The following is a 21,081-nucleotide window of genomic DNA, read 5'->3' as shown; positions in this document are numbered from 1 at the left end:
TACGCTGCCTTGGGGCTGGTTTTGAGGTGCTTTGGATTGGCTGGCGGCGCGTGACCGCTATGGCGTAAGACCGCTCGTCAGCGAGGCTCGCCACTTAGGGCGTAGGCCTGTGGACCCGACTGGCATCCACAGGAACCGCTACCGGCTAGGCGTTGGCCTTGAGCAACATGTAGGCGGCGACCACCACGCAGATGCTGGCGAACCCGATCTGCAACGCCCGCGCCGGCACCCGGGCGCAGAGCTTGCGGCCGATGATCATGCCGATGATGCTCGCGCCAATGAAGGTGGCGCCCACGCTGTCGATGCGCACGCCGGCATGAAACGCGCCGATCACCCCGATGGCGGAAATCAGGCTGATCACCATCAGCGAGGTGGCAATGATTCCGCGCATCTGCACATCAGTCAGTTGCTTGAACGCCGGGACAATCAGGAAGCCGCCGCCCACCCCCAGCAATCCCGAGACCACACCCGTGACCGCTCCGAGCGCGGCGAGGGTCGCGGTGCATTTGGCGGTCCAGGAAAAGCGCCCGGTCTGTTGATCGAGCATGCAGTTTTTCTGGCCCCAGTTGGCGTGCCCGTGGTCGCTCGGGCCTTCGTCCTTGCGTTCACGACGCAACATCCGCCAGGCCACCATGACCATCAGCAGGCTGAACAGGATCATCAGGATTTTTTCCGGCAACTGATGGGCGAAATAAATGCCCACCGGCGAAAACACCGCACCGAGCGCGGCGATCAGCAACGCCGCGCGATACCGCACCAGGCCATGGCGCAATCCATCGATGGCGCCGACCGCCGCCGCACTGCCCACCGCAAACAACGCCACCGGAGCGGCCTGGGTCATGCTCCAGCCCAATCCCAGTACCAGGGCCGGCACCGCGAGAATCCCGCCGCCCGCTCCAGTCAACCCCAATACCAACCCCATCACCACGCCAAACAGACTTGCCAGCAACATAGGGAGTTCTCAGTCGACCCTGGACAGACGCGTCAGCCACTCGCGACCCTTGAGCATACCGTTCCAATAGAACCACGGTAGCAGTGTTGCCTTGAGCCACCACGCCGAGCGGCGCGGCGTCGTCGGGTCAAGGGGAAAGGTCGGCAGCAATTTGCCCGCATAACCGAACTCGGCCAGGATCACCTTGCCCTTCTCCACCGTCAGCGGACAGGAGCCATAGCCGTCGTACTTCAGCGGCAGTGGTTGTTGCTTGCGCAAGGCCAGCAGGTTTTCGGCCACCACCACTATCTGCTTGCGCACCGCCGCGGCGGTTTTTGCATTGGTGGTGCCGCAGATATCACCCAGTGCGAAGACGCCTGGATAACGCGGATGTTGCAGGCTGTGGGGATCGACCTCGCACCAGCCGGCGGCGTCGGCCAGCGGACTCCGGGCGACGAAATCCGGGGCCACCTGAGGCGGAACGACATGCAGCAGGTCAAAGGTTTTTGCCTGGCGGGTGACAGTGCCCTCGGCGTCCTTGACCTCGAACCACGCGGTTTTCGCCGGGCCGTCGACCTTGACCAGATTCGAATTGAATGCCAGCCGGGCGTTGTACTTTTCGATGTACTTCATCAGCGGCGGGACAAAGGTCGCCACGCCGAACAACGCCGCGCCCGCGAGATTGAACTCGACGTCAATGTTGTTCAGCACACCGGTCCTGTTCCAGTGATCACAGGACAGGTACAGCGCTTTTTGAGGCGCTCCCGCACATTTGATCGGCATGGCCGGCTGGGTGAACAGCACCTTGCCGCCGCGCAGTTTCTGCACCTGGTCCCAGGTGTAGGTCGCGTGCCGGTAGCTGTAGTTGGAGGTCACACCGTGCTGGCCGAGGGTCTCCTCCAGGCCTTCGATTTTTTCCCAGGCCAGGCGCAGGCCGGGGCAGACGATCAGGTTCTGATAGCTGACCGTGCGCGCGTCACTGAGGATCAGCCGGCAATGCTCTGGATCGATGCCGGTCACGGCAGCCTGCACCCAATTGACCCCGCGGGGCATCACCGACGCCATCGGCCGCACGGTGTTTTCCATGTTGTAGGCGCCACCGCCGACCAGCGTCCAGGCCGGTTGATAGAAGTGCCGGGAGTCGGGCTCGATCAGGGTGATGTTCAGCTGCGGGTTACGCTTGAGCAGGCTGGCGACAAGGCCTATGCCCGCCGTACCGCCGCCGATCACCACGATATCTGCACTGATGGATGGGCCCCAGTGTTGATCGTTCATTGCTTGTTCCTTTTGCTGCACGCAAGGATTTTTCCAGTCAACACACAAAACTACTGTGGGAGCGGGCTTGCTCGCGAAGGCGGTGTGTCAGTAGACATTAACGTGGCTCACACACCGCCTTCGCGAGCAAGCCCGCTCCCACAGGTTCGGTGTGTTAAACAAGATCAAGGTTGAACCCAGCTTTTAAGCACCGCCCCGCAATACAGCCCGGAGAGGGTTTTCATCACCTGGATCACTTCGTGACTGGCGAGACCGTAAAAAATGTACTTGCCTTCACGACGGGTCGCGACCAGTCCTTCATCGCGCAGGATCCCCAGTTGCTGGGACAGGGTCGGTTGGCGCACGCCGGTCATTTTTTCCAGCTCGCCGACGTTGCGCTCGCCCTGGGTCAGCTGGCACAGGATCAACAGGCGATCCTCATTGGCCAGGGCCTTGAGCAGCGCACAGGCCTTGGAGGCCGAGGCGCGCAGTTGGGCGACTTCACATTCGGTCAGACTGGATTGCATTTGCAGGATGCCTTCAACGTCACTTAAGCTGCGAACATTATGTTTTTACATAAAGTGTTGCAACTGACTTTTCCACCCCTGCACAGGTTCGTGTCCATGCCCGCACTGATTGAAGCTTTCCTCGACCCCGCCTCCTCGACCTACAGCTACGTGGTCTACGAGGCCGATGGCGGGCAGTGTGCGATTGTCGACCCCGTGCTCGACTACGACGGTGCGGCCGGGCGTACCGCGACCACCCAGGCTGACAAAATCGTCGCCTTCGTCCGCGCCCACACACTGCAAGTGCAATGGCTGCTGGAAACCCACGCCCACGCCGATCACCTGTCCGCCGCGCCCTATCTGCGCGAGCAGCTGGGGGGAAAAATCGCCATCGGCGAGTCGATCATCAAGGTCCAGGACGTGTTCAAAGCGCTGTTCAATCTGGAGCCATCATTTCGCGTCGACGGTTCGCAGTTCGATCATCTGTTCGCCCCCGACGAATCGTTCATGATCGGCAACCTCAGGGCGACCGCCCTGCATGTGCCCGGCCATACGCCGGCGGACATGGCCTACCTGATCGACGCAGAACAAATCCTCGTTGGCGACACCCTGTTCATGCCCGACGTCGGCACCGCCCGCTGCGATTTCCCCGGCGGCAATGCTCACCAGTTGTTTGCCTCAATTCGAAAATTGCTGGCCTTCCCTGCCAGCGTGAAGCTCTACGTCTGTCACGACTACCCGCCGGCCGACCGGTCGGCCCACTGCCAGACCACGGTCGGCGAACAACGCAAAAGCAACATTCATGTGCATGACGGGATCGATGAGGCCGCATTCGTCGAGATGCGTACACGGCGTGACGCGGGGCTGGGCATGCCGACGCTGTTGCTGCCGGCGATCCAGGTGAATGTGCGGGCGGGGAACTTGCCGCCGGCCGAAGGCAATGGCGTGACCTACCTGAAAATCCCCGTCAATCAGCTCTAACCCCTCTGCGATCTTTTGATTCTGGCGAAAGGTGGATCCCTGAAGATCAAAAGATCGCAGCCTTCGGCAGCTCCTACAGAACGCGATCCTTGATTTCAGTTGCCCAACGTCAGGCCATTGGCCGCACCTGAAAATCCCCATCAATCAGCTATGACCCTGTAGGAGCTGCCGCAGGTTGCGATCTTTTGACTCTGGCGACCGATGGCTCTCTGAAGATCAAAAGATCGCAGCCTTCGGCAGCTCCTACACAGTGCGATCCTTGATTTTCAGTTACCCAACGTCAGGCCATTGGCCGGCAGCGGCAGCGCGGTTTTGTACCTCACTTGCTTGAGGGCAAAGCTCGATCGAATGTTCGCCACCCCCGGCACCTTGGTCAGAAAATCCATCATGAAACGCTCCAGCGACTGGATGGTCGGCACCAGCACCCGGATCAGGTAGTCCGGGTCGCCGGCCATCAGGTAGCACTCCATCACCTCGGGGCGGTCGGAAATCGCCTCTTCGAAATGCTGCAACGCCTCCTCCACCTGTTTCTCCAGGCTGACGTGAATGAACACGTTCACATGCAACCCCAACAGGTCGGCATCGAGCAGCGTCACTTGCTCGCGGATCACCCCCAGTTCTTCCATGGCCTTGACCCGGTTGAAACACGGCGTCGGCGAGAGGTTCACCGAGCGTGCGAGGTCGGCGTTGGTGATGCGCGCATTCTCCTGAAGGCTGTTGAGAATGCCGATATCGGTACGGTCCAGTTTGCGCATGAGACAAAACCACCTGTTTTTTATGCTTATGCAGGTTTTTTATCTGCAAATGATCTTTAGCGCAACGAAACAGAGAGAAATATTCTTCTTGGGCGGGCCTATGATTGTTGTAGGACAAGATTTCTTCTACCGAACGAAATCTGTCAGCTCACTACAAGAAATTCACAAGATCGAGCGTAGAAGCCATGACCCAAGCGTATGAACCGCTGCGCCTGCACGTCCCCGAACCCTCGGGCCGTCCCGGCTGTAAAACCGACTTCTCCTACCTGCATCTGACCGATGCCGGCACGGTGCGCAAACCCCCAATCGACGTTGAACCGGCTGACACGGCTGACCTGGCCCGTGGCCTGATCCGCGTGCTCGACGACCAGGGCAATGCCCTTGGGCCTTGGGCCGAAAACGTGCCGGTGGAGATCCTGCGCAAGGGCATGCGCGCCATGCTCAAGACCCGCATCTACGACAACCGCATGGTGGTCGCCCAGCGTCAGAAAAAGATGTCGTTCTACATGCAGAGCCTCGGCGAGGAAGCCATCGGCAGCGCCCAGGCCCTGGCCTTGAACATCGACGACATGTGCTTCCCGACCTACCGCCAGCAAAGCATCCTGATGGCCCGCGACGTGCCGCTGGTCGACCTGATCTGCCAGCTGCTGTCCAACGAGCGCGATCCGCTCAAGGGCCGGCAATTGCCGATCATGTACTCGGTCAAGGAGTCCGGCTTCTTCACCATCTCCGGCAACCTCGCCACCCAGTTCATCCAGGGCGTGGGCTGGGGCATGGCCTCGGCGATCAAGGGCGACACCAAAATCGCCTCGGCCTGGATCGGCGACGGCGCCACCGCCGAGTCGGACTTCCACACCGCCCTGACCTTCGCCCACGTGTACCGCGCGCCGGTGATCCTCAACGTGGTCAACAACCAGTGGGCGATCTCCACCTTCCAGGCGATCGCCGGCGGTGAAGCCACCACCTTCGCCGGTCGCGGCGTCGGTTGCGGCATTGCCTCCCTGCGGGTCGACGGCAACGACTTCTACGCGGTCTACGCCGCCTCCGCCTGGGCCGCCGAACGTGCGCGCCGCGGCCTCGGCCCGACCATGATCGAATGGGTCACCTACCGTGCCGGCCCGCACTCGACTTCCGATGATCCGTCGAAGTACCGCCCTGCCGATGACTGGAGCCACTTCCCGCTCGGCGATCCGATTGCGCGCCTCAAGCAGCACCTGATCAAGGTCGGCCAGTGGTCCGAAGAGGAACACGCCGCGGTCAGCGCCGAGCTCGAAGCCGAAGTGATCGCCGCACAGAAAGAAGCCGAGCAGTACGGCACTCTCGCCGGTGGCCAGATTCCAAGCGCTGCGACCATGTTCGAAGACGTCTACAAAGAGATGCCGGAGCACTTGAAGCGCCAGCGTCAAGAGTTGGGGATCTGACATGAACGATCACAACAACAATATCGAGCTGGAAACCGCCATGACCACGACCACCATGACCATGATCCAGGCCCTGCGCTCGGCCATGGATGTGATGCTTGAACGTGACGACAACGTCGTGGTCTTCGGCCAGGACGTGGGCTACTTCGGCGGCGTGTTCCGCTGCACCGAAGGCCTGCAGAACAAGTACGGCACCTCCCGGGTGTTCGACGCGCCGATCTCCGAAAGCGGCATCGTCGGTGTCGCCGTGGGCATGGGCGCCTACGGTCTGCGCCCGGTGGCCGAGATCCAGTTCGCCGACTACGTCTACCCGGCCTCCGACCAGATCATTTCCGAAGCCGCCCGCCTGCGTTATCGCTCGGCAGGCGAGTTCACCGCACCGATGACCCTGCGCATGCCGTGTGGCGGTGGCATCTACGGTGGCCAGACCCACAGCCAGAGCATCGAGGCGATGTTCACCCAGGTCTGCGGTTTGCGCACGGTGATGCCGTCCAACCCGTACGACGCCAAGGGCCTGTTGATCGCCTCCATCGAAAACGATGACCCGGTGATCTTCCTCGAGCCGAAACGCCTGTACAACGGCCCGTTCGACGGCCACCACGACCGCCCGGTAACCCCGTGGTCGAAACACCCTGCCGCGCAAGTGCCGGACGGTTACTACACCGTGCCGCTGGACGTCGCCGCCATCACCCGTCCGGGCAAGGACGTCACCGTGCTGACCTACGGCACCACCGTGTACGTCTCGCAAGTCGCTGCTGAAGAAAGCGGCGTTGACGCCGAAGTCATCGACCTGCGCAGCCTGTGGCCGCTGGACCTGGAAACCATCGTCAAATCGGTGAAAAAGACCGGCCGTTGCGTGGTGGTGCACGAAGCGACCCGTACCTGCGGTTTCGGTGCCGAACTGGTGTCGCTGGTGCAAGAGCATTGCTTCCACCACCTGGAAGCGCCGATCGAACGCGTCACCGGTTGGGACACCCCTTACCCGCACGCGCAAGAGTGGGCGTATTTCCCAGGGCCGTCCCGAGTGGGCGCGGCGTTGAAACGGGTCATGGAGGTCTGAATGGGCACGCACGTCATTAAAATGCCGGACATTGGTGAAGGCATTGCAGAAGTTGAATTGTCGGTCTGGCACGTCAAGGTCGGCGACATGGTCGTCGAAGATCAGGTGCTGGCCGATGTCATGACCGACAAGGCGATGGTCGATATCCCGTCGCCGGTGCATGGCAAGGTGATTGCCCTCGGTGGCCAGCCGGGCGAAGTCATGGCGGTTGGCAGTGTGCTGATCAGCATTGAAGTCGAAGGCGCGGGCAACGTTAAGGAGTCGGCGCAACCGGCTCCCGTTAAAGAAGCGCCAGTCGCAGCACCTAAAGTCGAAGCCGTGGTTGAAAGCAAACCGGTCGCGGCCCCAGCGCCGAAAGCGGCTGTATGCCAGGGCCCGATGGTGGCTCGCGCGGCCGATGAACGTCCGCTGGCCTCCCCGGCCGTGCGCAAGCATGCGTTGGACCTCGGCATTCAGCTGCGCCTGGTGCGTGGCAGCGGCCCGGCCGGTCGCGTGCTGCATGAAGACCTGGACGCCTACCTGGCTCAGGGTCAGTCCAATGCATCGACGGTCAGCAGCGCTTACACCCAGCGCACCGATGAACAGCAGATCCCGGTGATCGGCATGCGCCGCAAGATCGCCCAGCGCATGCAGGACGCCACCCAGCGCGCCGCCCACTTCAGCTACGTCGAGGAAATCGACGTCACCGCCGTGGAAGAGCTGCGCGCGCACCTCAACGAAAAACACGGTGCGACTCGCGGCAAGCTGACCTTGCTGCCGTTCCTGGTCCGCGCCATGGTCGTCGCCCTGCGCGACTTCCCGCAGATCAACGCCCGCTACGACGACGAAGCCCAGGTCATCACCCGCCTCGGCGCCGTGCATGTCGGTATTGCCACCCAAGCCGATATTGGCCTGATGGTGCCGGTGGTACGTCACGCCGAAGCCCGCAGCCTGTGGGACAGCGCAGCGGAAATCTCGCGCTTGGCCACCGCCGCGCGCAACGGCAAGGCCAGCCGCGATGAGCTGTCCGGCTCGAGCATCACCCTGACCAGCCTCGGCGCCTTGGGCGGCATCGTCAGCACGCCGGTGCTGAACCTGCCGGAAGTGGCGATTGTCGGCGTGAACAAGATCGTCGAACGGCCGATGGTGATCAAAGGCCAGATCGTGGTCCGCAAGATGATGAACCTCTCCAGCTCCTTCGATCACCGCGTGGTCGACGGCATGGACGCGGCGCTCTTCATCCAGGCCATTCGTGGCTTGCTCGAACAACCCGCCACGCTCTTTGTCGATTAAGCATTTGTGGAGAAAGTCATGCAGACACTGAACACCACGCTGCTGATCATCGGCGGCGGTCCTGGCGGTTATGTGACGGCGATCCGTGCCGGCCAGCTGGGCATCCCGACCATCCTGGTGGAAGGCCAATCCCTGGGCGGCACCTGCCTGAACATCGGCTGCATTCCGTCCAAGGCACTGATTCACGTCGCCGAGCAGTTTCATCAGACTCAGCAGCACCATCAGCTTTCGGCCTTGGGCATCAGCGTTTCGGCGCCGACCCTCGACATCACCAAGAGCGTCGAATGGAAAGACGGCATCGTCGATCGCCTGACCACCGGCGTTGCCGCGCTGCTGAAAAAGAACAAGGTCCAGGTCGTTCAAGGCTGGGCCAAAGTGGTTGACGGTAAAACCGTCGAGGTCGGCGACACACGCATCCTGTGCGAGCACCTGGTGCTGGCCACCGGTTCGAAAAGCGTGAACCTGCCGATGTTGCCGATTGGCGGGCCGATCATCTCGTCCACCGAAGCCCTGGCGCCGACATCCGTGCCCAAGCGCATGATTGTGGTCGGCGGTGGCTACATCGGTCTGGAGCTGGGCATTGCCTATCGCAAGCTCGGTGTCGAGGTCAGCGTGGTGGAAGCGCAGGAGCGCATCCTGCCGGCCTACGACGCCGAACTGACACAGCCTGTGCACGACGAACTGCGAAAACTCGGTGTAAAGCTTTACTTGAAGCACAGCGTGCAAGGCTTTGATTCAAAAGAAAATACCTTGCAAGTATTGGCCCCGAACGGCGCGACCCTGAACCTGGAAACCGATCAGGTGCTGGTGGCCGTCGGTCGCAAGCCGAACACCCAGGGCTGGAACCTCGAAGCACTGAACCTGGACATGAACGGTTCGTCGATCAAGATCGACAACCGCTGCCAGACCAGCATGCGCAACGTCTATGCCATCGGCGACCTGAGCGGCGAACCGATGCTCGCGCACCGGGCCATGGCCCAGGGCGAGATGGTCGCCGAGCTGATCAGCGGTAAATCCCGCGAATTCAACCCAACCGCCATCGCCGCCGTGTGCTTCACCGACCCGGAACTGGTGGTGGTCGGCAAGACCCCGGACGAGGCCAGGACTGCAGGCCTGGACTGCATCGTGTCGAGCTTCCCGTTCGCCGCCAATGGCCGGGCAATGACCCTGGAGTCGAAAAGCGGCTTCGTGCGTGTGGTCGCCCGTCGGGACAATCATGTGATTGTCGGCTGGCAGGCGGTGGGTGTCGGCGTGTCCGAATTGTCCACGGCGTTCGCGCAAAGCCTGGAGATGGGTGCGCGGCTGGAAGACATCGGCGGCACCATCCATGCGCATCCGACGCTCGGTGAGGCGGTGCAGGAAGCGGCGTTGAGGGCTCTGGGCCACGCGTTGCACCTTTGATTCAGGGTGATTGATGGTGGCTGTGATGGCCTCTTCGCGAGCAAGCCCGCTCCCACAGGGGAATGCATTCCAAATGTGGGAGCGGGCTTGCTCGCGAATTCTCAAGGTCAATGCGAATTATCTGCCGATCAGCCGATAGTCTGGGCTGCGAAATTGGCCCGGAATGAAGTATTGTTGTCCCCATCCAAAAAACGTCAGAAGCCTTGAACCGTTTCGGCGGTTGTTAAGTGATAGAGGGTGTCATGGGTAACGAAAGCATCAATTGGGACAAGCTGGGTTTTGACTACATCAAGACCGACAAGCGCTATCTGTCGTACTTTCGCAATGGCGAATGGGACAAGGGCACCCTGACCGAAGATAACGTGCTGCACATCAGCGAAGGCTCCACGGCCCTTCACTATGGCCAGCAATGCTTCGAAGGCATGAAGGCCTATCGTTGCAAGGACGGCTCGATCAACCTGTTCCGCCCGGATCAGAACGCCCTGCGCATGCAGCGCAGCTGCGCCCGTCTGCTGATGCCGCAAGTCGACACCGAGCAATTCATCGAAGCCTGCAAGGCCGTGGTCCGCGCCAACGAGCGTTTCATTCCGCCGTACGGCACCGGCGGCGCGCTGTACCTGCGCCCGTTCGTGATCGGCGTGGGTGACAACATCGGCGTGCGTACCGCCCCCGAGTTCATCTTCTCGATCTTCTGCATCCCGGTCGGCGCCTACTTCAAGGGTGGCCTGACCCCGCACAACTTCCAGATCTCCAGCTACGACCGCGCTGCGCCACAAGGCACCGGTGCGGCCAAGGTCGGTGGCAACTACGCCGCCAGCCTGATGCCGGGCTCCAAGGCCAAGAAAGCCCACTTTGCCGACGCCATCTACCTGGATCCGATGACCCACACCAAGATCGAGGAAGTCGGTTCGGCCAACTTCTTCGGGATCACCCACGACAACAAGTTCGTGACCCCGAACTCGCCATCGGTACTGCCGGGCATCACCCGCCTGTCGCTGATCGAGCTGGCCAGGACCCGTCTGGGCCTGGAAGTGGTTGAAGGCGACGTGTTCATCGACAAGCTCTCCGACTTCAAGGAAGCCGGTGCTTGCGGTACTGCGGCGGTGATCACGCCAATTGGCGGCATCGACTACAACGACCACCTGCACGTGTTCCACAGCGAAACCGAAGTCGGCCCGGTCACCCAGAAGCTCTACAAAGAGCTGACCGGCGTGCAAACCGGCGACATCGAAGCGCCAGCGGGCTGGATCGTCAAGGTCTGACCTGACGCCAGACGCACAAAAAGCCCCCCATCGGGTGACCGACGGGGGGCTTTTTGTTTGCATCGTACTGACGAGTCCCCCCTGTGGGAGCGGGCTTGCTCGCGAAGGGGCCGTCAGATTCGACATCATCATTGCCTGACACACCGCTTTCGCGAGCAAGCCCGCTCCCACACTGGTTTTGTGTCGTTCGCAGATCTTGTGCACACTGAAAATCCCTGTGGGAGCGAGCCCGCGAAGGCAGTATGTCAGTCACCACAGAAGCAACCGGAAAAATGCTATTGATCGTTAATGGATGCACCTGGTGTGGTCGGAGCTGCCGCGATTGGTAATCTTTTGCCATTACCTTCAACCAGCAGCCGCCACTCAAGCCCAAACCGCCCCGCCATCTCCTTGCGCCCCAACGCCGTCAACGCCAACGCCCGACTGTCCAGATCCTGGGTCACCCACTGGCGCTTGAGCGCCGTTTGCAGCAACGCCGCCCCCAGCGACCCGCCCAGATGCGGCCGGCGCATGCTCCAGTCCAGGCACGGGCAGGCAAAGCGGCGGCGCAGCGTGCTCAGATCCTGCACTTCAATCCCGAGCCCCTGAAACATTGCCGAACCACTGTCACTCAAGCGATAGGCCTGTTCGTCGGTTTCCTCCAGCCAGCCCGCCTCGAGCATCCGGTCATGCAACAGCACCGCCAAGGTGCCCGCCATGTGGTCGTAGCAGGTGCGGGCAAACTGCAGGCGATCCGGGGTCCGCGCCTGGAAGCGTGGCGCCGTGTTCTGGCCGATCACCATCAGCGCTTCCAGGGCCTGGGCGACGCGTTTGTCCGCCAGGCTGTAATAGCGGTGACGTCCCTGGACGTGCAGCCGCACCAGCGCAAGCTCCTTGAGTCTGGCCAGGTGGGCACTGGCGGTCGACGCGCTGACTTCGGCCACCGCCGCCAGCTCGGTACTGGTGCGGGCGTGGCCATCCATCAGCGAACAGAGGATTTTCGTCCGCGCCGGCTCGGCGATGGCCGCTGCCACCTGCGAGACGCCCATGTCGTGTTGTTCTGCGCTCATATTTCGCTCCCGGACGAATCAACGCCCTTTCGGACTGGAGATAGTAGCAACACTTTCCAACAACAAAAGGCTGTGACCCATGGACCCGATCATCGCTGCGACCCATGCAGATCCTTACCCCTACTACGCACAACTGCGTGCCGAGGGCGGGCTGGCTTTTCATCCGGGGCTGAACATGTGGGTGGCCAGCAGCGCCCGGGCGGTGGCTGCCGTGCTGGCGCATGCCGATTGCCATGTTCGCCCCGCGCAGGAGCCAGTCCCCAAGGCGATTGCCGATGGCATGGCCGGCCAGGTGTTCGGCCAGTTGATGCGCATGAATGAGGGTGAGCGCCAGCAATGCCCACGGTCGGCGATTGCGCCGGGGCTGGATGTGATCGATACGCGGGAAGTCGAGAGCCTGGTCAGCGCCCGGTTGATCAGCGCCGACGCCATCGGCCTGCACAACGCCATGTTCCGTGGGCCGGTGTGCGTGGTGGCGGCGTTGCTGGGATTCACCCCGGCTCAGGGCCGAATCATCAGCGAACTGACGGCGGACTTCGTGGCTTGCCTGTCGCCCTTGAGCACCTCGGCACAGCTGTCTGCCGCCCATGCCGCCGCCGAACAACTGAGCGGTTACTGTGTCGAGCTGTTGGCCGACCCGGACAACCACAGCCATCTGCTTGCAGGCATCCGCCAGCGCTTCACCGGCGGCGCACCGCAAACGCTGATCGCCAACCTGATCGGTCTGTTTTCCCAGACGTTCGAGGCCACGGCCGGGCTGATCGGCAACGCGGTGCTGGCGTTGATTCAACACCCGTGGTTACTCAGCCAATCACCCCATGTCGACGATCTGCTGGCCGAAGTGCAGCGCTTTGACCCGCCGGTACAGAACACCCGCCGCTTCGTCGCCGCCCCCTGCGAGATTGACGGCACAAGGCTGAATGCCGGGGACATGATCCTGGTGCTGCTGGCCTCGGCCAATCGCGACCCACAGTTCAACGACAACCCCGACGCACTCCTGCTCGACCGCCCGAACCGGCGCAGCTTCACCTTTGGTACGGGGCGCCATCAATGTCCGGGGCAGACTCTGGCGTTGAGCATTGCCGGCGCTACCGTCCGGCAAATTCTGGCGATGAAGCCGGGACTGGACCGCCTGACCTGGGATTACCGCCCGTCCGCGAATGGGCGAATTCCGCTGTTCAGGGATTGGCCGGTGGCTTGATCGACGATCAGTCCAACTGTCCAACCCGTGCAGCATCCGGCCAGAACAACGCCGCCTGCCCCAAACGCACACCCTGCTGATCAACCAGCGTCCACACCTTGCCTTCATGAATCATGAAGGCATTGCCCTGCCGATCCACCCGATAGCCACTGTAGCCATGAGCAATGCCATGGGCCGTGACCTGCTCCAGAAGCGTCTGGCGCATGTCCCGGTCCAGCGGTGATGCACTGAAACGCGAAGGCATGCCGATGAACTGCTCGCGCGGGTACTTGAAACTGGCGAGGGCCTGCTCGTTGGCGTAATAAAACAGCGGATCGGCCTCGGTGCCATGGGCCAGCAAAGCAAAAGGCGCATGTGCATGCAGCCAGGCCAGGCGCTCGTCTTCGCTCAGCGATTGCGGAGCAGGCAAGCGCGCACCGGTCCAGTGCCGGTAAGCGACATCCAGCTGTTGAACCATCTCCAGAAATTCATTGGTTGGCGACATGGGCTTCCTGTAAGGCGGGTGAGTTCAAACACAACACCTGTGGGGGGCGAGCTGGCTCGCGACGGTGGCGTGATATTCAACATCATTTTTGACCGACCTGTCGCTATCGCGAACCAGCTCGCACAAGGACCCGGTACGGAACCGAACGCGCGGTGCCCGGATCACATCAGTATCGACCGCTGTCACGCCAGGGATGCACTGATGAACGACTCACCAGCACTGCGCAGTTTTATCCCGCCCTACATTCTCAACCGCATCATCGCCCACGGTTCAGAGCCGCAGCGCACGGCGGCGATGATCACTCTGCATCACGTGCAAAACCTGCTGCCCAATCCCGGGCCACCTTCGCGGCCGCCGGAGCGGGCGATTCTGCCGCCGCCCGGAAAGCCGGGAGTGGCCCAGCGCAGCCTGCACGACGCCCAGAACAAAATGCTGTTGCCGGGGATGCCGGTGCGAATGGAAGGCCAGCCGGCCACAGGCGATGCGGCCGTCGATGAAGCCTACGATGCCCTGGGTGCCAGCTATGATTTCTTCTGGAAGGTGCTGCGCCGCGACTCGATCGATAACAAGGGATTTGCCTTGGTTGGCAGCGTGCATTATGGCCAGGGATACGAAAACGCCTTCTGGAATGGTGCGCAAATGGTCTTCGGCGACGGTGACGGGGAAATTTTCCAGCGCTTCACCCGCTCGCTGGATGTGGTCGCCCATGAACTGGCCCATGGCGTGACCGAAAGTACGGCCGGGCTGATCTACGCCAACCAGTCCGGTGCCTTGAACGAGTCGCTGTCGGATGTGTTCGGCATCCTCACCAAGCAATTCGTCCTTGGCCACACCGTCGAGCAGGCGGACTGGCTGATCGGGGCTGACTTGCTGACGCCAAAGATCAATGGCAGAGGCCTGCGCTCGATGTCCCATCCGGGCACGGCCTACGACGACCCGCTGTTGGGCAAGGATCCGCAACCGGATCACATGCGTGAATTCGTCATCACCCAGGAGGACAATGGCGGTGTGCACATTAATTCCGGCATCCCCAATCGCGCGTTTTATCTGGCGGCCAGAGCGCTTGGCGGGTTCGCCTGGAAGAAAGCCGGGGTGATCTGGTACGACGCCCTGTGCGACAAACGCCTGAATCCGGACGCCGATTTCGATGCCTTCGCCCGGCTGACCGTCGACCATGCCGGCCAACGCTTCGGTGCGCGAGAAGTCGAGGCCGTGCGCCAGGGCTGGGCTCAAACGGGCATCGAAATCACGGAGACCCTATGAAAACCCTGCCTGCATTGGGCGACGACGCCCGGGTTCGCCTCTCCCGCCAGGGTGGTTTCGCGGCGATTCACGCCTTGAGCCGCCCTCGGGAAATCGAGTTTGCGCAATGCGACATCAGCCAGCGCACCCGCATCTGCTCGGTACTGGAGGGTTGCCTGACCCTGGACAGCACGGTATCCGGGCGTGGCGACCAGCGCTTTTACCAGATAGAGGTGAACTATCGGTCAGGCGAACAGGAAGACCGGATGGTGCTTAAAGTGCCGGAGGACCAGGCACCGGGAGAGCTGGTCCATCTTTGGGACACGGGGCAGTTGCTGTAGATCTCCCCGCCCCCACCGGTCAATCATCCCGCGTCAGCACTTCCAGCAATTCAATTTCGAAGATCAGGTTCGAATTCGGCGTGATCTTGCCCATGCTGCGTTCGCCATAGGCCAGGTGCGCCGGCACCAGCAACTTGCGCTTGCCACCGACCTGCATGCCCAGGATGCCCTGGTCCCAGCCCTTGATGACCCGCCCGGTGCCGATCACGCACTGGAAGGGTTTGCCCCGGCTATAGGAAGAATCGAATTCACTCCCGTCCTCCAGCCAGCCACGGTACTGGGTGGTGATCAGCGCGCCTTTTACCGCGGCTTTTCCGTCACCCACCTGAAGATCGATTACCTGAAGCTCGTCATTCATTGAATTCACTCGTATGCTCACTCGCCCTCAAGGGCCTGATGGGCGCCGTTTTCCCAGATTTGCCCGCGATTGGCAACCATTGCCGTCTCCGCGCGCTGCGTTTAAAGCGGTTTGCTGAACTAAAATAATCAACTATTACCCGTACGGTTCAACGCCCTGATGGCCATGCCCGAATGATCCTGCTCTGGACCAGCGTCATCCTTGGTTCAATGACGCTTACCCTGATCGTCGCGCTGGTCTGGCGCGAACGCTCGCTGCACAAGCAACTGGCGCAGTACCGCGCGATCATCAACAGCCTGTCCGAAGGCCGGAACATCCACCAGGATGGCGACGCCGAGCGCTTCAAGCGTAGCCAGTATTTCGCTCGCATCGGCACCTGGGACTGGGAGGTCGACACCGACCGCCTGTACTGGTCAGACGCGATCTTCGGCATGTTCGGGTTCAAGATCGGCGAAGTGACGCCCTCCTACGCCCTGTTCTGTTCCTGCGTGCACCCAGACGACCGGCAGAGGGTCCGGGCGGGCGAACTGCGTTGCCTGGAAACCGGCGAAAACCATGATGAGGAATACCGCGTGGTCTGGCCCGACGGCACGATCCGCTGGCTGCGGGAAACCGGCAACGTGGTCAAGAATGACCACGACGAAACGATCAAGATGATGGGCGTGGTACGCGACATCACCGAAGAAAAGGCCTCGGCCAACTACCTCAAGCACCTGGCCCATTTCGACCCGCTGACCGGTCTGCCCAATCGCCTGGTGCTCGAAGAGCGCCTGTCCGAAGCGCTGGAGCAGGCGCGCGCCAGCGCCACGCGGGTGGCGCTGGTGTTTGTCGATCTCAATGGATTCAAGGCCATCAATGACCACTATGGTCACGCGGCCGGCGACCGCGTGCTGGTCACTACCGCGACACGGCTCAAGCGCATTCTGCGCGGCACCGACACCGTCGCGCGGATCGGTGGCGACGAATTCGTGGTCATCCTCCAGGGCTTGCCCCAAGGCGAAAACCTGCAAGACGAAGCGCGCAACATCTGTCAGAACATCTTCGCCGAGCTCTCCCCGCCCATCACCATCGGCAACGACCAGCGCCACATCGGCACCAGCCTGGGCGTCGCCGTGTTCCCCGATCATGCGCCGAGCATTGACCGCCTGCTGCACATTGCCGACCTGGCGATGTATGAGGCCAAGCGCAGCGGGAACAATCAGTATCGGCTGGGCACCGAGAGCGTGGTGCGGGCGCACAGCGAATAGCGTTAGCTCCTCGAATGCATTGATCCGCTTTGCACATCAATGCATGCCAACAATGCAATTAACATATCGGCACCCCTGCTCCACTATCCGCCCTAATAAGAACCGTGCGCCGCGTCCAGCCGGCGCACGTCATAAAAGCGGTGGAGTACAGTTCAATGACAGCATCAATCCAACGGCCCGCGACTGCCGGTCGCTCCCGGGCCAGCGCAATCTTCCGGGTCACCTCGGGCAACTTCCTCGAACAGTTCGACTTCTTTCTTTTTGGTTTCTATGCCACGCAGATCGCTGCCGTGTTCTTTCCGGCCAGCAGCGAATTCGCCTCGTTGATGATGACCTTCGCCGTGTTCGGTGCAGGCTTCCTGATGCGTCCGTTGGGCGCCGTGGTGCTGGGTGCCTATATCGATGACGTGGGTCGACGCAAAGGCTTGATCGTGACCCTGTCGATCATGGCCAGCGGTACGGTCCTGATTGTGCTAGTGCCCGGTTACGAAACCATCGGTTTGTTCGCCCCGGCCCTGGTGCTGATCGGGCGGCTGCTGCAGGGCTTTTCCGCCGGTGCGGAACTGGGTGGCGTGTCGGTGTATCTCGCCGAAATCGCCACACCCGGCCACAAGGGCTTTTTCACCAGTTGGCAGTCGGGCAGCCAGCAAGTGGCGATCATCGTCGCCGCCGCACTGGGCTACGCCTTGAACCAGTGGATGGCGCCGAGTGTGATTGCCGACTGGGGCTGGCGCATTCCGTTCTTCGTCGGCTGCATGATCGTGCCGTTCATCTTCCTGCTGCGTCGCAACCTGGAGGAAACCGAAGAGTTCGCCACCCGTAAACACCGCCCGAGCATGGGTGAGGTGTTCCGCACCCTGGGGCAAAACTGGCTGATCGTGTTCGCCGGCATGATGATGGTCGCCCTGACCACCACCGCCTTCTACCTGATCACGGTGTACGCACCGACCTTCGGTAAAACCGTCCTGCACCTGAGCACGTCCGATGCGCTGCTGGTGACATTGCTGGTGGGTGTTTCGAATTTCATCTGGCTACCGATTGGCGGTGCACTCTCGGACCGTATCGGTCGACGCCCGGTGTTGATCGCCATGGCCTTGCTGGCCATCGCCACCACTTACCCGGTGCTGACCTACCTGGTGAACGCGCCCAGCTTCATCCACATGCTGCTGGTGCTGTTGTGGCTGTCGTTCATCTACGGCCTGTACAACGGCGCGATGATCCCGGCGCTGACAGAGATCATGCCTGTGGAAGTCCGGGTGGCCGGCTTCTCCCTCGCCTATAGCCTGGCCACGGCCGTGTTCGGCGGGTTCACCCCGGCGATGTCGACCTTGCTGATCCAGTACACCGGCGACAAGGCGGCGCCGGGTTACTGGATGAGCTTTGCAGCACTGTGCGCGTTGTGCGCGACGCTCATGCTCTATCGCCGCGCTTCGAATCATCTGCAACCGGTGGTGTCGTGAACCTGCCCTTGATCGAGAACACAATCATGAAAAAACAGTTCGGTTTTGCCGCCATCGCGTTGGTGGCCAGCCTTGGATTGAGCGGCATTGCCCAGGCTGAAGAGATCCGTGTGATGACCTCCGGCGGCTTCACGGCGGCCTACAAGATCCTCGGCCCGAAGTTCGCCGCCGCTACCGGCAATACCCTCGACACCGCACTCGGTCCCTCCATGGGCAAGGCGCCGGAAGCGATTCCCAATCGCCTGGCCCGCGGTGAGCAAGCCGACGTGGTGATCATGGTCGGCTACGCACTGGACGATCTGATCAAACAAGGCAAGGTCGACCCTGCTTCACGGGTCGAACTGGCGGATTCGCGCATTGGCCTGGTGGTGCGCGAAGGTGCACCGAAGCCGGACATCGGCAATGTCGAGGGCCTGAAAAAGACATTGCTCGAGGCGAAATCGGTGGCCTACTCCGACAGTGCCAGCGGCGTGTACATCGAGCAGCAGTTGTTCAAGCGCCTGGGGATCGAAGACCAGCTCAAGCGCAAATCGACCATGGTGCCGAAAATCCCCGTGGGCTCCGTGGTTGCCACCGGCGACTATCAGTTGGGCTTTCAGCAGGTCAGCGAATTGTTGCCGGTGCCGGGGGTCAGTTTCGTGGCGAAGATTCCGGAGTCCGTGCAATCGGTGACCCGGTTTGCCGCCGGCATCCCGGTAGGGGCACAGCACCCGGCCGAAGCAAAAGCCTTGCTGGAATATATGGCCTCGACCCAGGCTCAACCGGATGTGAAAGCGACCGGACTGGACTCGGTCAGTCGCTGACCGACGGCTGCAGGACTTTCATCTCCACCACCAGCCGTTCCAGCTCCAATGCCGCCGGGGTCAGGGTTCGACCCCGGCGCTTGATCAGACCGACGCTGCGCATCACTTGCGGATCGGTCAGCGGCACCCGCGTCAGGATCGGATGATCCGCCGCGGGCATCGCCATCAACGGCACCGCCGCCACGCCCAACCCGGCCTCCACCAGGCCGATCATGGTGGTCACATGGCGGGTTTCACAAATACTCGACCGCTGCGGCACCACGCCGGTCAACGCCTGATCCAGCAGAAAACGGTTGCCCGAGGTTTTATCCAGCGAGATGTAATCCTGCCGATAGAACTCGTCCCAGGTGACACTGCTTCGCCCCGCCAGCGGATGATCGCGCCGGCACGCCACGACATACCCTTCCTGCACCAGGGGCTCGAAATCCACTTCGGCCTCCAGCGTGCCCATGAAGCTCAGGCCGAAATCCGCTTCGCCATTGACCACCGCGCTCAAGACGTCGTGGGCGCTGGAGTCCAGCACCTTGACCTTGATCCGCGGAAACTGCCGGTGATAGTGCGCGATCACCCGCGGCATGAAGTAGTAAGCCGCCGAGGGTACACAGGCGACCGTGACATGGCCGAGCCGGGTCGAAGCGACTTCGCTGATGCCCAGCAATGCGACGTCCAGATCGTCCAGCAGGCGCTCGACGCTGGGCATGAAACCCCGTCCGGCCTGGGTCAGGCTGACCTTGCGTGTGGTGCGCTCGAACAGGCGCACGCCAAGGGCATCTTCGAGTTTTTCGATCCGCCGGCTCAAGGCGGGCTGGGAAATGCGCACCGTATCGGCGGCCTTGCGAAAGCTGCCCTGCTCGACCACGGCACGGAAGGCTTGCAGGTCATTGAGGTCGAAGTTGATCGCCATGGCGTTACCCGGAAAGGAGGCAGATTGATCAGCTTATTCTATGAATGTAACCAATTGATGCAAAGCTTTGTGGGTTGAGCCGGTCATTTTCATCGGGATTTGATTTTTTTCAGATCAATTGAGAAACGGCCGATCGGCCCTCATACACATGACGCGCAGCAGAAGCCCGACCGGTTGAATCCACAGCCAGAAGCGCACAGTCGAGCGTGAGCCCGAAGCCAAAGCGCCGGCATCTCCCCGCCTGTTTTTTTGTTGAATAGTCTGTTTGAGGTATTACCGAGGGCTGAGTTTGATCAACCATGAAGCCAGTTTTTTTCCCCACGTGTCTGCACGGTTGCTTCATCCAACAATCACAACGAGGCGCTTGATCGCTATGGAAAAAGTCATCTATCTGCTGTGGCGTGATGCTCAAGTCAGTCCTGAGACCTTCAGCCATCGCCTGCGCAGTGAAGTCGCCGGGCAATTGCTGGCACTCGGTGCCTGTGGTGTGCAATTGAACCTGTCCGATGTCGATGTGCAGCCCGCAGCCGGACTGCGCCAGGAAAACAACCGACCACTGCCCGATGCCAGCCTGTCGCTGTGGCTGGACAGTGCCAACGGGCCCGCTCGTCGTCCTTTCGACAGCGTCATCACGGCCGCAACGGCACGCATGGCTGCCTACCTGGTATGCGAATCGGTAGCCATCGCCAATACTCGCTTCCCTTCAACGCCCGGTGAACGCACTCACGGGTTCGCCCAGTTGGCCCTGCTGACCCGACCTCCGCGTCTGACGCCGGAAGCCTGGCTGGACATCTGGCGCAACCATCACACTGAGGTGGCCATAGACACCCAGGACAACTTCCAATACGTGCAAAACCTGGTGGTGTTGGCGCTGTCGCACGGTGCGCCAAGGATCGATGCCATAGTCGAAGAATGTTTCCCACCCGCTGCCATGACCGATCCCCGGGCCTTTTTCGATGCAGTGGGCGACGAAGCGAAATTCCAGCGTAACCTGTCGACGATGATGGACAGCTGCAGCCGATTCATCGATTTCGACAAGATCGACGTGCTGCCTACCAGCCAGTACTGTCTGTAGGACCGGGTAATCGCCAAGCGTACCCCCGGATCACAGCCTTATTCAGACGACTGAGTGAGGTGGTTATCGAAACC

At 61.5% G+C, this 21,081-nt stretch carries 21 protein-coding genes; 13 read left to right on the top strand and 8 right to left on the bottom strand.

The features are described 5' to 3' along the window. Positions 1 to 145: 145 nt before the first annotated feature. The 3 genes from KW838_RS26965 to KW838_RS26955 all read right to left on the bottom strand — a co-directional run bounded on the left by KW838_RS26965 (position 146) and on the right by KW838_RS26955 (position 2,712). Positions 146 to 952 (bottom strand): sulfite exporter TauE/SafE family protein, encoded by an 807-nt coding sequence (locus KW838_RS26965; protein WP_102701823.1) that lies wholly within the window; start codon positions 950 to 952, stop codon positions 146 to 148. A 9-nt stretch (positions 953 to 961) separates the two neighbouring features. Beyond that, complete coding sequence (locus KW838_RS26960) at positions 962 to 2,206, bottom strand: FAD/NAD(P)-binding oxidoreductase (protein ID WP_102701822.1); 1,245 nt, start codon at positions 2,204 to 2,206, stop codon at positions 962 to 964. Between the two features lie 164 nt (positions 2,207 to 2,370). Continuing rightward, positions 2,371 to 2,712 carry a helix-turn-helix transcriptional regulator gene (locus KW838_RS26955; protein ID WP_007976596.1) on the bottom strand — a complete coding sequence of 114 codons (342 nt, stop codon included), beginning with the start codon at positions 2,710 to 2,712 and terminating at the stop codon, positions 2,371 to 2,373. A gap of 96 nt (positions 2,713 to 2,808) precedes the next feature. Here KW838_RS26955 and KW838_RS26950 point away from each other — a divergent pair, with 96 nt between their 5' ends. After that, positions 2,809 to 3,672: an MBL fold metallo-hydrolase gene (locus tag KW838_RS26950; protein WP_218504098.1), complete on the top strand. Its 864-nt coding sequence runs from the start codon at positions 2,809 to 2,811 to the stop codon at positions 3,670 to 3,672. 266 nt (positions 3,673 to 3,938) lie between these two features. On the opposite strand, the gene bkdR is transcribed toward KW838_RS26950, so the two are convergent. Then, positions 3,939 to 4,427 (bottom strand): Bkd operon transcriptional regulator BkdR, encoded by a 489-nt coding sequence (bkdR, locus tag KW838_RS26945; RefSeq protein WP_007976593.1) that lies wholly within the window; start codon positions 4,425 to 4,427, stop codon positions 3,939 to 3,941. Positions 4,428 to 4,612: 185 nt separating this feature from the next. Here bkdR and KW838_RS26940 point away from each other — a divergent pair, with 185 nt between their 5' ends. The 5 genes from KW838_RS26940 (at position 4,613) to KW838_RS26920 (ending at position 10,843) form a co-directional block, all read left to right on the top strand. Continuing rightward, complete coding sequence (locus tag KW838_RS26940) at positions 4,613 to 5,848, top strand: 3-methyl-2-oxobutanoate dehydrogenase (2-methylpropanoyl-transferring) subunit alpha (RefSeq protein ID WP_103393721.1); 1,236 nt, start codon at positions 4,613 to 4,615, stop codon at positions 5,846 to 5,848. A gap of 1 nt (position 5,849) precedes the next feature. After that, complete coding sequence (locus tag KW838_RS26935) at positions 5,850 to 6,908, top strand: alpha-ketoacid dehydrogenase subunit beta (RefSeq protein WP_015095444.1); 1,059 nt, start codon at positions 5,850 to 5,852, stop codon at positions 6,906 to 6,908. Then, on the top strand, positions 6,909 to 8,180 hold the full coding sequence (locus tag KW838_RS26930; RefSeq protein ID WP_102701818.1) for a dihydrolipoamide acetyltransferase family protein: 1,272 nt from the start codon (positions 6,909 to 6,911) through the stop codon (positions 8,178 to 8,180). Positions 8,181 to 8,198: 18 nt separating this feature from the next. Continuing rightward, positions 8,199 to 9,581, top strand: coding sequence for a dihydrolipoyl dehydrogenase (lpdA, locus tag KW838_RS26925; RefSeq protein ID WP_218504097.1), 1,383 nt, complete (start codon positions 8,199 to 8,201; stop codon positions 9,579 to 9,581). Between the two features lie 242 nt (positions 9,582 to 9,823). After that, a complete protein-coding gene (locus KW838_RS26920; protein WP_102701816.1) occupies positions 9,824 to 10,843 on the top strand; it encodes a branched-chain amino acid aminotransferase in 1,020 nt (339 codons plus the stop codon). A 275-nt stretch (positions 10,844 to 11,118) separates the two neighbouring features. On the opposite strand, the gene KW838_RS26915 is transcribed toward KW838_RS26920, so the two are convergent. Continuing rightward, positions 11,119 to 11,892 (bottom strand): helix-turn-helix transcriptional regulator, encoded by a 774-nt coding sequence (locus tag KW838_RS26915; protein ID WP_218504096.1) that lies wholly within the window; start codon positions 11,890 to 11,892, stop codon positions 11,119 to 11,121. Between the two features lie 79 nt (positions 11,893 to 11,971). Between KW838_RS26915 and KW838_RS26910 the strand changes: the two genes are divergently transcribed. After that, positions 11,972 to 13,093: a cytochrome P450 gene (locus KW838_RS26910; RefSeq protein WP_218504095.1), complete on the top strand. Its 1,122-nt coding sequence runs from the start codon at positions 11,972 to 11,974 to the stop codon at positions 13,091 to 13,093. Positions 13,094 to 13,100: 7 nt separating this feature from the next. Here KW838_RS26910 and KW838_RS26905 read toward each other — a convergent pair whose 3' ends face one another. Continuing rightward, positions 13,101 to 13,577, bottom strand: coding sequence for an MEKHLA domain-containing protein (locus tag KW838_RS26905; protein WP_218504094.1), 477 nt, complete (start codon positions 13,575 to 13,577; stop codon positions 13,101 to 13,103). A 201-nt stretch (positions 13,578 to 13,778) separates the two neighbouring features. On the opposite strand from KW838_RS26905, the gene KW838_RS26900 reads away from it, so the two are divergent. After that, complete coding sequence (locus KW838_RS26900; RefSeq protein WP_218504093.1) at positions 13,779 to 14,840, top strand: M4 family metallopeptidase; 1,062 nt, start codon at positions 13,779 to 13,781, stop codon at positions 14,838 to 14,840. Further along, positions 14,837 to 15,160 carry a protealysin inhibitor emfourin gene (locus KW838_RS26895; protein ID WP_218474451.1) on the top strand — a complete coding sequence of 108 codons (324 nt, stop codon included), beginning with the start codon at positions 14,837 to 14,839 and terminating at the stop codon, positions 15,158 to 15,160. Before KW838_RS26900 ends, KW838_RS26895 begins: the two co-directional genes overlap by 4 nt. Before the next feature lie 19 nt (positions 15,161 to 15,179). Here the strand turns inward: KW838_RS26895 and KW838_RS26890 are convergent, their stop codons facing one another. Then, positions 15,180 to 15,518, bottom strand: a complete 339-nt coding sequence (locus KW838_RS26890) for an FKBP-type peptidyl-prolyl cis-trans isomerase (RefSeq protein WP_218504092.1) — start codon at positions 15,516 to 15,518, stop codon at positions 15,180 to 15,182. Positions 15,519 to 15,691: 173 nt separating this feature from the next. On the opposite strand from KW838_RS26890, the gene KW838_RS26885 reads away from it, so the two are divergent. From KW838_RS26885 to KW838_RS26875, 3 genes are all read left to right on the top strand, one after another. Further along, positions 15,692 to 16,765 (top strand): sensor domain-containing diguanylate cyclase, encoded by a 1,074-nt coding sequence (locus tag KW838_RS26885; RefSeq protein WP_218504091.1) that lies wholly within the window; start codon positions 15,692 to 15,694, stop codon positions 16,763 to 16,765. 155 nt (positions 16,766 to 16,920) lie between these two features. Further along, positions 16,921 to 18,225, top strand: a complete 1,305-nt coding sequence (locus KW838_RS26880) for an MFS transporter (RefSeq protein WP_218504090.1) — start codon at positions 16,921 to 16,923, stop codon at positions 18,223 to 18,225. A 26-nt stretch (positions 18,226 to 18,251) separates the two neighbouring features. Beyond that, positions 18,252 to 19,028, top strand: coding sequence for a substrate-binding domain-containing protein (locus KW838_RS26875; protein ID WP_218504089.1), 777 nt, complete (start codon positions 18,252 to 18,254; stop codon positions 19,026 to 19,028). Here the strand turns inward: KW838_RS26875 and KW838_RS26870 are convergent. Continuing rightward, positions 19,018 to 19,932: a LysR family transcriptional regulator gene (locus KW838_RS26870; RefSeq protein WP_102701806.1), complete on the bottom strand. Its 915-nt coding sequence runs from the start codon at positions 19,930 to 19,932 to the stop codon at positions 19,018 to 19,020. The two genes, KW838_RS26875 and KW838_RS26870, sit on opposite strands and share 11 nt — an antisense overlap. 373 nt (positions 19,933 to 20,305) lie before the next feature. Here KW838_RS26870 and KW838_RS26865 point away from each other — a divergent pair, with 373 nt between their 5' ends. Beyond that, on the top strand, positions 20,306 to 21,007 hold the full coding sequence (locus tag KW838_RS26865; protein ID WP_218504088.1) for an EthD domain-containing protein: 702 nt from the start codon (positions 20,306 to 20,308) through the stop codon (positions 21,005 to 21,007). The last annotated feature ends 74 nt before the right edge of the window (positions 21,008 to 21,081 follow it).

Source organism: Pseudomonas sp. PDM27 (genome assembly GCF_019219205.1).
GTDB classification, from domain to species: Bacteria; Pseudomonadota; Gammaproteobacteria; order Pseudomonadales; family Pseudomonadaceae; genus Aquipseudomonas; species Aquipseudomonas laurylsulfatiphila.
This window is presented reverse-complemented; position numbering and strand designations above follow the sequence as displayed.

Coding starts and splice junctions, on each gene's coding strand:
- KW838_RS26965 (WP_102701823.1), bottom strand. CDS start 952: ATGTTGCTGGCAAGTCTGTTTGGCGTGGTGATGGGGTTGGTATTGGGG.
- KW838_RS26960 (WP_102701822.1), bottom strand. CDS start 2,206: ATGAACGATCAACACTGGGGCCCATCCATCAGTGCAGATATCGTGGTG.
- KW838_RS26955 (WP_007976596.1), bottom strand. CDS start 2,712: ATGCAATCCAGTCTGACCGAATGTGAAGTCGCCCAACTGCGCGCCTCG.
- KW838_RS26950 (WP_218504098.1), top strand. CDS start 2,809: ATGCCCGCACTGATTGAAGCTTTCCTCGACCCCGCCTCCTCGACCTAC.
- bkdR (WP_007976593.1), bottom strand. CDS start 4,427: ATGCGCAAACTGGACCGTACCGATATCGGCATTCTCAACAGCCTTCAG.
- KW838_RS26940 (WP_103393721.1), top strand. CDS start 4,613: ATGACCCAAGCGTATGAACCGCTGCGCCTGCACGTCCCCGAACCCTCG.
- KW838_RS26935 (WP_015095444.1), top strand. CDS start 5,850: ATGAACGATCACAACAACAATATCGAGCTGGAAACCGCCATGACCACG.
- KW838_RS26930 (WP_102701818.1), top strand. CDS start 6,909: ATGGGCACGCACGTCATTAAAATGCCGGACATTGGTGAAGGCATTGCA.
- lpdA (WP_218504097.1), top strand. CDS start 8,199: ATGCAGACACTGAACACCACGCTGCTGATCATCGGCGGCGGTCCTGGC.
- KW838_RS26920 (WP_102701816.1), top strand. CDS start 9,824: ATGGGTAACGAAAGCATCAATTGGGACAAGCTGGGTTTTGACTACATC.
- KW838_RS26915 (WP_218504096.1), bottom strand. CDS start 11,892: ATGAGCGCAGAACAACACGACATGGGCGTCTCGCAGGTGGCAGCGGCC.
- KW838_RS26910 (WP_218504095.1), top strand. CDS start 11,972: ATGGACCCGATCATCGCTGCGACCCATGCAGATCCTTACCCCTACTAC.
- KW838_RS26905 (WP_218504094.1), bottom strand. CDS start 13,577: ATGTCGCCAACCAATGAATTTCTGGAGATGGTTCAACAGCTGGATGTC.
- KW838_RS26900 (WP_218504093.1), top strand. CDS start 13,779: ATGAACGACTCACCAGCACTGCGCAGTTTTATCCCGCCCTACATTCTC.
- KW838_RS26895 (WP_218474451.1), top strand. CDS start 14,837: ATGAAAACCCTGCCTGCATTGGGCGACGACGCCCGGGTTCGCCTCTCC.
- KW838_RS26890 (WP_218504092.1), bottom strand. CDS start 15,518: ATGAATGACGAGCTTCAGGTAATCGATCTTCAGGTGGGTGACGGAAAA.
- KW838_RS26885 (WP_218504091.1), top strand. CDS start 15,692: ATGATCCTGCTCTGGACCAGCGTCATCCTTGGTTCAATGACGCTTACC.
- KW838_RS26880 (WP_218504090.1), top strand. CDS start 16,921: ATGACAGCATCAATCCAACGGCCCGCGACTGCCGGTCGCTCCCGGGCC.
- KW838_RS26875 (WP_218504089.1), top strand. CDS start 18,252: ATGAAAAAACAGTTCGGTTTTGCCGCCATCGCGTTGGTGGCCAGCCTT.
- KW838_RS26870 (WP_102701806.1), bottom strand. CDS start 19,932: ATGGCGATCAACTTCGACCTCAATGACCTGCAAGCCTTCCGTGCCGTG.
- KW838_RS26865 (WP_218504088.1), top strand. CDS start 20,306: ATGGAAAAAGTCATCTATCTGCTGTGGCGTGATGCTCAAGTCAGTCCT.